This is a genomic window from Nocardiopsis halophila DSM 44494 (assembly GCF_000341245.1).
GTDB classification, from domain to species: Bacteria; Actinomycetota; Actinomycetes; order Streptosporangiales; family Streptosporangiaceae; genus Nocardiopsis_A; species Nocardiopsis_A halophila.
This window is the reverse complement of sequence record NZ_ANAD01000192.1, coordinates 1-9,602: the sequence shown is the minus strand read 5'-3', so window position 1 is coordinate 9,602 and position 9,602 is coordinate 1. Positions and strand designations below refer to the sequence as shown.

The 9,602-nt window shown below is 76.3% G+C and carries 7 protein-coding genes; 4 read left to right on the top strand and 3 right to left on the bottom strand.

The genetic code is table 11. The features are described 5' to 3' along the window. Window positions 1–11 precede the first annotated feature (11 nt). Both D450_RS0121700 and D450_RS0121695 read left to right on the top strand, forming a co-directional pair. A complete protein-coding gene (locus D450_RS0121700) occupies window positions 12–1,601 on the top strand; it encodes a hypothetical protein (RefSeq protein WP_017540748.1) in 1,590 nt (529 codons plus the stop codon). A 55-nt stretch (window positions 1,602–1,656) separates the two neighbouring features. Continuing rightward, complete coding sequence (locus D450_RS0121695) at window positions 1,657–4,974, top strand: right-handed parallel beta-helix repeat-containing protein (protein WP_017540747.1); 3,318 nt, start codon at window positions 1,657–1,659, stop codon at window positions 4,972–4,974. Window positions 4,975–5,029: 55 nt separating this feature from the next. Here the strand turns inward: D450_RS0121695 and D450_RS0121690 are convergent, their stop codons facing one another. Together D450_RS0121690 and D450_RS0121685 are read right to left on the bottom strand one after the other, a co-directional pair. After that, window positions 5,030–5,860, bottom strand: a complete 831-nt coding sequence (locus tag D450_RS0121690; RefSeq protein WP_017540746.1) for an SAM-dependent methyltransferase — start codon at window positions 5,858–5,860, stop codon at window positions 5,030–5,032. Window positions 5,861–6,054: 194 nt separating this feature from the next. Continuing rightward, window positions 6,055–6,588 (bottom strand): hypothetical protein, encoded by a 534-nt coding sequence (locus D450_RS0121685; RefSeq protein WP_017540745.1) that lies wholly within the window; start codon window positions 6,586–6,588, stop codon window positions 6,055–6,057. A gap of 94 nt (window positions 6,589–6,682) precedes the next feature. Between D450_RS0121685 and D450_RS0121680 the strand changes: the two genes are divergently transcribed. Both D450_RS0121680 and D450_RS0121675 read left to right on the top strand, forming a co-directional pair. Then, window positions 6,683–7,402: a TetR/AcrR family transcriptional regulator gene (locus D450_RS0121680; RefSeq protein WP_017540744.1), complete on the top strand. Its 720-nt coding sequence runs from the start codon at window positions 6,683–6,685 to the stop codon at window positions 7,400–7,402. Continuing rightward, entirely contained in the window at window positions 7,399–7,971 is a 573-nt protein-coding gene (locus D450_RS0121675; RefSeq protein WP_017540743.1) for a DUF2867 domain-containing protein, read from the top strand. Before D450_RS0121680 ends, D450_RS0121675 begins: the two co-directional genes overlap by 4 nt. 56 nt (window positions 7,972–8,027) lie before the next feature. Here the strand turns inward: D450_RS0121675 and D450_RS31930 are convergent, their stop codons facing one another. Further along, complete coding sequence (locus D450_RS31930) at window positions 8,028–9,374, bottom strand: hypothetical protein (RefSeq protein ID WP_152520885.1); 1,347 nt, start codon at window positions 9,372–9,374, stop codon at window positions 8,028–8,030. Window positions 9,375–9,602: the final 228 nt, after the last annotated feature.

Sequence of the window (9,602 nt, the reverse complement as noted above, 5' to 3'; positions counted from 1 at the left end):
GGAACCCCCACATGGCAGCAGAATCCGCGAAGGCCCCGAGGCCCGGAGCCCTGGCGAGCTCCGCCGACCCGGTGCCGAGCGCCGCGCCGGGGGCGGCGGACCCGGCGTCCGCCCCGCCCCCGCCGTCCCCCACGGGCCGGGCCGCCGAGGCCGCGGCCGAACCCCCCGCGGGCGGCGCCCTGTCCGGGCTGACCGCCGCCATCGGCCGGTTCGGCGCCCCCACCGCGACCGAGGGCAAGAGCGCGGCGGTCGCGCACCGGCCGGGCAAGCCCACCCTGGCGCTGGCCGCCATCGCCGGGCTGCTGCTGGTCGCCGCGCCGTTCGGGGCCTCCGAGGCGGGGCTGCGGCTGGCCGGCGGCGGAGAGGCCGGGGCCGGCGGCGCCGACCCGGCCGTCGGCACGGCGGACGCACAGGCGCAGGCGCCCGCCGCGGGCGGCGCCCCGGTCGTCCCCGGCGAGGGCGGCGGCGGAGGCGGTGCCGGGGGCGGGGGCGGCGGGCAGGACCCGGGCGGGTTCGTGCCCGACGTGCTGCCGCAGGCGCCCGGCGCGGTCGACGGCGAGGACCGCGACGGCGAGGGCGGCGGCTCCGGCGGCGACGGGAGCGACGGGAGCGACGGCTCCGATGGCGGCAGCGGCGGCGGGACGGCCGACGGCGGTTCCGGCGACGGCGGCGACGGAGGCGCGGGCGGCGCCGGGCCGGACGCCGAGACGGAGATGGGCTCCCTGCTCGACGGGGTTCCCCTGCTCGGTTCGGACGACTCGGAAAAGGCCGGGGAGTCCGGGGAGACCGAGGAGTCGGAGGGCCGTGAGGACGCTGAGAGCGCCGAAGGAGCCAGGGGCACCGAGGGCGGCGAGGGCTCCGGGGAGAGCGGGAGGTCCGGGGGGTCCGATGAGGACCGGGGCTCGGACTCCGGCGAGGACGCGGGCGGCGACCGCGGGAACGGCGGTGGCTCCGGGGCGTCCGACGCCCCCGAACGCGAGGACGGTTCCGGCGGCGGTCCGGAGGCCGCGGGCGACGGCGGCGGCGATGGCGCGGGCGACGGCGGCGGCCAGGACCAGGACGCCGCCCCGCTGACGACGCGCGCGGACGAGGGCGCGGGCGGCGGCCAGAAGCGCGCGTACTCCGCCGTGGCCGGTCCGGACTGCACCGACCCCGGTGCCTCCTACGCCGTGCACGGCCAGGGCGTCACGCGCGCCGGCTCCGGCCACTACACCGGTTCGGGGTGCGCGGGCGGCTACGACGCCCTCCCCGTGAGCGGCGACTCCAACGCCTACACCGACACCGCCGCGACCTGGACCTTCACCCCCGGCTTCGAGGACGCCACCTGCTCGCTGAAGATGCTGGTCATCGCCGGCGACTCGCCGCTGTGGGGCAGCGGCGAGCCCGCCAACGTCGAGCTGTTCGACGGCGAGCGGGCCGAGGGCCCGAACCGCGGCGTCTACAAGATCGAGCGGCCCGACCCCGGCAACTACTGGGCGGTCACCGAGTTCTCGGACGTGCACGGGTCCTTCACCGTCCGGTTGACCAATGCCGGCGCCGCGCCCCAGGGCGCCCCGCACCCGACGCTGCCCGCCTCGGTGGTCGAGGCCGAGTGCCGCTGACCCGCCGCCCCGGCGCGGCAGGGAGAGCGGCTGAGAGAAAGGAACGGACAGTTCGATGACCCCTCACGTGCGCACCGTCGACCCGTCGGGCGGCGCGGAGTTCCGGACCATCGGCGAGGCGGTGGCCGCGGCCGGCGACGGCGCGGTGCTCTCCCTGGCCCCGGGCCGCTACGCCGAGCGGCTGGTCCTGACCCGCGTGGTCACCCTGATGGCGGCCGAGGAGCCCGGGTCGGTGGAGATCCTCTGCGCGGAGGGGAGCGCGGTCACCTCCGTCGCCGAGGCGGTCAAGCTCACCGGGCTGGTCCTGCGCGGGCGCGACCCCGAGGCGCCGGTGGTGGACGCCGCCGCCGGGCAGGTGGAGCTGGCCGAGTGCCGGGTGGACGGCGCCGCCTGGGCGGCGGTGCTGGCCCGCGACGACGGCGCGCTCGCGCTCCGCGACTGCCGGGTGACCTGCTCCGAAGGGGCGGGGATCGTGGTGACCTCGGCGCAGACCAGCGTCATCGAGGACTGCGTCGTGGAGGACGTGGGCACCAGCGGCCTGGTCATCAACGAGCGCGGGGCGCCCCGGGTGCGGCGCTGCACCATCCGCGACGCCGGCGGCAACGGCGTGTACGCGGCCGGCGGCGGCGCGGGCCGTGTGGAGGACTGCGAGGTCACCGGCACCGCCAAGCCCGCGGTGGCGGTGGACGGGGACGCCGCCCCGGAGCTGGTCCGGCTGCGGGTGCGCGACGTCCGCGACGACGGGGTGGTGCTCTCCTCCCGTTCGGCGGTGCGGCTGGAGGAGGTGGAGGTGCACGGCGCGGCCGGCCGCGGCCTGGTGCTGCGGGGCGGCACCGGCCCGCGCGCCGACCGGGTCACCGTCGTGCGCAGCGGCCGCGAGGGCGTGCTCGCCGAGGAGAAGGCGCGCGGCCTGCTCACCGGGGTCGAGGTGCGCGACGCCGGGGGTGTGGCGGTGCGCGTCACCGGCCGCTCCGCCACCGCGTTCACCGGGCTGGGCGTGCACGGCGGCGCGGCCGAGGGGGTGGTGGTCGCCGATGACTCCACCGCCGAGTTCGACCGCCTCACCGTGGACGGCACCGACGGCGCCGGCGTGGTGGTGCTGTCCGGGTCCTCCCCCTTCCTGCGGAGGGTCCGGGTGCGGCGGGTCCGCGGGCACGGCGTCCGCTTCGACGGCGGCGGGGGCCGCCTGGAGGACCTGGAGGCGACGGGGGTGCGGCGCTCCGGGGTGCACGCCTCGGGCGACGCGCGCCCCTCCCTCACCGGCCTGCGGGTGGTCGACGCCAAGGAGAACGGGGTGAGCGCCGCGGCCGGTGCCGTGCTGGACCTGCGCGACGGCGAGGTGGCCGGGTGCGGCGGGGACGGGCTGGCGGTGCACGCCGGCGGCGAGGTGAACGCGACGCGCATGCGCTCGCACGGCAACGGCCGCAACGGGGCGCTGGTGGCGGCGGGCGGCCGCGCGGTGCTGCGCTCCTGCGAGCTGTTCGGCAACCGGGCCGACGGGGTGCTCGTCGGTACCGGTGAGGACGTGCTGGTGGACGGGTGCTCGGTGCGCGACAACGGCCGCGCCGGGCTGAGGCAGACCGTCGCCGGGGCGAACGTCACCGCGGAGTCGCTGGTCAGCGAGGGCAACGCCGACGAGGACCGGTACGGGCCGGACGCGGTCCCCGAGGGCGCCGGGGGGCCGGGCGTGCCCGGTGCGGCCGGCGGCGACGGCGGCGCCGACGGGGCGGACGGCGACGCCGAGGACCGGGACGCGGGGCCGCTGGCCGAGCTGGAGGCGCTGATCGGCCTGGAGAGCGTCAAGCGCGAGGTCACCACCCTGGTCAACCGGAACCGGATGGCCCGCCACCGGGCCGAGATGGGGCTGCCGTCCCCGCCGGTCGCCCGGCACCTGGTGTTCTCCGGCCCTCCGGGCACCGGCAAGACCACGGTCGCGCGGCTGTACGGGCGGCTGCTGGCCGATCTGGACGTGCTGCGCTACGGCCACGTCGTGGAGGCGGCCCGCGCCGACCTGGTCGGCCAGTACGTGGGCGCCACCGCGATCAAGACCACCGAGGTGTTCGAGAAGGCGCGCGGCGGGGTGCTGTTCGTCGACGAGGCCTACACGCTCTCGGCCGAGGACGGGGGCGGGTTCGGCCGGGAGGCGATCGACACCCTGGTGAAGCTGATGGAGGACCACCGCGACGACGTGGTGGTGATCGTCGCCGGGTACGGCCCGGAGATGGAGGGGTTCCTGGCCTCCAACCCCGGGCTGGCCTCCCGGTTCGCCCGCACCGTCGCGTTCCCCAACTACCGCTCCGAGGAGCTGGTGGCGATCGTGGAGGCCCAGAGCGCCGCGCACAGCTACACGCTGGACGAGGGGCTGCGCGCGGCCCTGCTGCGGCACTTCGAGCGCATGCACAAGGGGCCCGCCTTCGGCAACGGGCGCGAGGCCCGCAAGGTGTTCGAGCAGATGGTGGACCGGCAGGCGCACCGGCTGGGGGAGAACCCCCCGGCCGACCCGGCGGAGCTCACCCTGCTGCTGCCCGAGGACCTGGACGGCGGCGCGGCGGCGGGGCCGGAGGGCGGGGCAGATGCGGTCGCCGCGCTGCGCGCCGAGCTGGACGCGCTGACCGGGCTGGCCGAGGTCAAGGAGGTCGTCAACGACCTGGTGAACGTGCTCGTCACCGCGGCGCGGCGCCGGGACCTGGGGATGCCGGTGCCCACGCTCAGCCACCACCTGGTGTTCTCCGGCCCGCCCGGCACCGGTAAGACGACGGTGGCCCGCATCTACGGGAGGCTGCTCAGCGCACTGGGCGTGCTGCCCGGCGGGCAGACCGTGGAGGCGGCCCGCGCCGACCTGGTCGGGCGGTACGTGGGGCACACCGCCCAGCTCACCGCGGAGGTGTTCGAGAAGGCGCGCGGCGGGGTGCTGTTCATCGACGAGGCCTACACGCTCACCCCGGCCGGCGGGGGCAACGACTTCGGCCAGGAGGCGGTGGACACCCTGGTGAAGCTGATGGAGGACCACCGCGACGAGGTGGCGGTGATCGTCGCCGGCTACGACACGGAGATGGAGCGGTTCCTGGCCTCCAACCCCGGGCTGGCCTCCCGCTTCGCCCAGCGGGTGCCGTTCACCGACTACAGCGGCGGCGAGCTGGTGTCCATCGTGCGGGGCATGGCCGAGACGGGCGGGTACAGGATCCCGGACGCGACGGCCGAGCGGTTGCTGGCGCACTTCGACGCGGTCCCCAGGGGCGAGGCGTTCGGCAACGCCCGCTACGCGCGCCAGGTGATGGAGAAGATGATCACCCGGCAGGCGGGGCGGCTCGTCGCGGTGGCCGAGCCGAGCCGGGAGGACCTGGTGGTGCTGGCCCCCGACGACGTCCCCTGAGCGGACCGGGCGCCCGGAGCGGGGCGGGGAGGCGCGGCCGACCCGCCCCGCTCGGTCAGGGCTTGCGCGCGACCCCGCCGTACTGGTCCATGCCGCGGCGGTTGCCGACCTCGATGGGGTCCGGCCGCCACAGCGGGCACGGGACGACGCCCGGCTCCAGCAGCTCCAGCCCCTCGAAGCGGGCGGCGATGTCCTCCGGGCTGCGCAGGAAGTAGGGGAGGCCGCCCTGGGAGTTTCCCTCCTCGATGGCCGCGTTGTAGGCGTCGCTGGTGTTCGTGCCGTCGTACATCGCCAGGTAGCTGCCGGAGGGCAGGGCGTCCAGCAGGTGGCGGAGGATCGGCATGATGTCGTCGGCGGGGACGTGCCCGAGGATGCCCAGGAGCATGAGGGCGACGGGCCGGTCGAAGTCCAGGGTCCTCGCCGCCTGGCGCAGGATCGTGTCGGGGTCGCGCAGGTCGGCGTCGATGTAGTCGGTCGCGCCCTCGGGGGAGCCGACGAGCAGGGCGCGCGCGTGGGTCAGCACGAGCGGGTCGTTGTCGACGTAGACCACCCGGGACTCGGGGGCGATCGACTGGGCGACCTCGTGGGTGTTGTCGACCGTGGGCATCCCGGTGCCGATGTCGAGGAACTGGCGGATGCCCGCCTCGCCCGCCAGGTGGCTCACCACGCGGATGAGGAACTGCCGGCTGGTCCGGGCGAGGTCCACGATCTGCGGGAAGGACGCGATGACCTGGTCGCCGACCTCGCGGTCGATGGGGTAGTTGTCCTTGCCGCCCATCCAGTAGTTCCAGATGCGGGCCGAGTGGGGCACCGTCGTGTCGATCTGCGGCTGCGGGGCCTGCGGGGCGCCGTCGTTCGCCGGGGAGGAGGACGAACCGTCTGTCATGGGGGGTACCTGTCTAGCTCGGTGAGGTGGGGAGGGGACCGGCCCGCCGCCGTGGACCCGGGGCCGTGCTCCGGCCCCTGCGCACCGGCGGACGCGCCCGTGGCCGGGATCCGCTCTCCGAGGTTAGGCGAGACCGCCCCCGCCCCGCATACCCGCGGGCCAGGGGCCCACGGCCGGCAGGTGCTCCCGCTTGCTCAGCGGAGCAGGACCTCGTAGCCGCTGCGGAGCAGGTCCGGTGCCGAGCCGCGGTGGACGGCGGACAGGCGCGACCACAGGGCCCTTCCGGCACCGTTCCTGTAGCGCACGAAGGTCGCGAACGTCGCCTCGTCGCCGTCGACGGCCATGATCAGTTGGTCGCTCATCATCCAGCCGGGCGCCTCCAGCCGGACCCACCCGTCGCCGCGGCCGGAGATCCGCCACCCGGCCACGCGGTCGGGGGAGGGGCCCGGGCGCAGGCGCAGCCCGAGCACGCCCTGCCACAGGACCTGAGCCGAGGAGCCGAGCACCTCCTCGAACATGGCCCTCAGCCACTCCTCGGGCGTTCCGACCGTGCCCCGGTCCATCGTCAGGGTGAACAGGTCGGCGTAGTCGTAACGGGTGAACGAGGTCAGGGCGGCGACCTCCTCCGGCGGCGTCCGGCGCTCGGTGACGACCGGCTCCGCGGTCGGTCCTCCAGCCGGTTCCGCGTCGGCCGCGCCGGTGCGGTGCGGGGCGGGCTCTGCCGTCATGTCCGACTCCCTTCGGGCGGGTCCGGCGCGGTGGCGGGACCGTTTCCCGGAAAGTAACATACAGACATGTACGTATGTAATCGGGGAGGGTGACGTGGCCACGGCACGGGAGGGGGACCGCCGCACGCAGGCCGACCGGCGTGCGCGGACCAGGAGCGCACTGCTGGAGTCGGCGGCCCGGGGGCTGTCCGCCCACGGCTACGCCCAGCTGGCCCTGGAGCGGGTGGCGAAGGAGGCGGGCTACACCCGCGGCGCGCTGTACCACCAGTTCGCCAACAAGGAGGAGCTGGCACTGGCGGTGGTGGAGTGGGTCGGCCGGACCTGGCGAGCCGAGGTCGGCGGCCCCGCGGCGGCGCACGAGGACCCGGTCGAGGCGCTGTGCGCACTGGCGCGGGCGCACGCCGTCTACTGCCGCCGGGACATCGCCGGCGTCATGATGACGCTGCAGATCGAGTTCTCCGGCCGCGACCACCCGGTCGCCGAGGCGCTGGAGCGGAACGTGCGCCCGCTCCTCGTCGAGTGGGGCGGGCGGATCGCCGAGGCACGGGCGCGCGGCGCCCTCCCGCCGGGGCCGCCGCCCGAGGAGATGGCCGAGGCCTACTTCGGGACCCTGCAGGGGGTCACGATCGCCGTCGCGGGACGCGCGCCGTACGACGCCGACCTCACCGAAGGGGCGGTCCGCGGCGTCCTCGGCCTGCCGCCCGCGTCCTCCGCGCCGTTCACAGCGTCCGCACCGTCCACCCCGTCCGCACCGACGGCACGGGCGGCACAGAAGGCACCGACCGGTGACCGCGACCAGGAGGACACGAAATGAGGCTGGACACCGCCGAGCACACCTCGCGCCCGTGGGCGATCCACCGGATCGCGCCCGACTTCACCGTCGAGGACCTGTGGGCGCTCCCGACGCCGGGCGGCCCGGACGAGTTCCCCCGCTTGTTGGAGACGCTGACCGCGGGCTCCTTCCCCGACGACGCGCCGCGCATCGTCCGGTTCCTGTGGAACGCGCGGTGGCGGCTGGGCGCGGTGCTGGGGTGGGACCGCGAGAAGGACGGCCTCGGCACCCGGGTGGCCTCGCTGCGCGACCGGCTCCCGGAGGAGTTGCGCGACGGGCCGACCGGCCCGAGCCTGCAGCGGTTCGACCCGCTGTACCTGGGAGAGAACGAGTGGGCCGCCGAGATGGCCAACCGCACGGTGCACACGGTCATGCACCTGTCCTGGGTGCCCGACGACACGGGCGGCCACCACGGGCGGATGGCGGTCCTGGTCAAGCCGAACGGGTGGTTCGGCGCCGTCTATATGGCCGCGATCAAGCCGTTCCGGCACCTGCTCGTCTACCCGGCCCTGATGCGCAGCTTCGACCGGAGGTGGCGCGCGAGCGCCTGAGCACCGGCACGGCACCGGCACCGGCGCCGGAGCGGACCCGGGACCGGGGCGGGCGGTCATGCCGGCCACAGCCACCGCAACCGCGGAGGGTGCGAGGGCGCGCGCAGGGAACCCCGCCCGGGCGTGCGCCCGCCGCCCGGTACCTGGGCCTGGGCGGTGCGGCGGACCTCGTCGGGCACGGCCCCTTCAGCGGTATCGACCAGGTAGTCGTGGGGGCGCCAGAGCCGGCCGTCCAGGTCGCCGGGCACGAGCAGGCCGCTCGCGCCCAGCCTGACCCGCCGGGCCCAGGCGAGCGCCTCGGCGAAGCCTTCCGGCCGGAGGGCCTCGCGGCCCCGGAGGCGGACGGTGTGGGCCCGTTTCAGCAGCGCCGTGGAGAAGGGGGCGGGCGCGCCGGCGCGGACCAGGTCGACCGCTGCGGCGACGAGGGCGTGGCCGCGTGGGCGGCCGTGGTTGGCGGAGCACCGGTCCGCATCGCGCCACAGGCCGTGCAGGAAGGGGCCGGCCGCCAGGTATTCGGCGACCCCGTGCACACCTCTGCGGGCACAGCGCGCGGCGGACGCCAGGCGGGGGTCGCCGTGCGCGGCGGCGCGCTCGACCTCCCCGGGGGACCAGGGGCGCTCCAGCGTGACCGGGTCGAGGCGCCGGAGAAGGCCGGTCGTGCGGTAGGCGTCGAGGTGTTCGGTGCGCAGTGTGGCGGCCAGGACGGCGCGTTCACGGGTGAAGAGGTCCAACGCGGTCCCGGTCAGGCGTGCTGCATCGCCGTCCAGGAAGCCGTCGATGCCGTCCAGCCACACCACGACGCCGGGTCCGCAGTGACCGGGGGATGCGGCGATGCGCTCCGCCAGCACGTTCAGGGGTGTTCCCCTGGGAGGGGCCACCAGCAGGCGGCGGGGCGCGACCGCGGCCAGGGCGTGCAGCAGGGCGCGGGTCTTTCCGGCCGCGGAGTCGCCCGTCACCAGGACCATGCCGCCGCCGGAGTCCGCCGCGCCGACCGCTCGCCGGATGTCGCCGTCGCGGTCGCGGTCGACATAGGGAGCGAGCCGGGAGCCGTCCGCGGCGGCCGGGGCGGGGTGGACGCCCAGCGCCCGGGGGTCGGCCAGGGAGACGGGGACCGCGGTGGCCAACGCGGCCTCGACCCCGTGTGCGGCGCCGCGGACCCGTCCCGGTTCCGCGCCGACGTAGACGTCCCCGGTCGTCCCGGCCTGGAGCACCGTGCGCGCGGAGGTGTCGGCCGATCGGTTCCGCACTTCAGCGAGGGGCCGCCCGGGGTGCCGTCCCGCCGGGCGCCGGGCCGATCTCCAGGTGAGCCCTCCCCCGTCCCCCTGCGGCAGCATGCCGTCGGCCCTCCGGGCCTCGGGGGCGTGCGGTCCGCTCGCGACGGTTCCGGGGGACGCCTCGAGCACGTCGCCGTCCTCGCCGTCGGCGGCGGGGCATCGGCCGGGTGCGGGATCCCGGGGGTGCTGATGGGGCATGAGGGCGGGCTTCGTCTCCGTGGTGCGGATTCTGGCGGGATGCTCGATGCACGCGATTATGCACGTGCATAATCGCGTGCATCAATACCTGTCCGGTTACGCGGCCGGAGTCGGCCGGGGCCCGGCCCGCCCCTGGTCTCCGACCTGGGGAACGGTGGC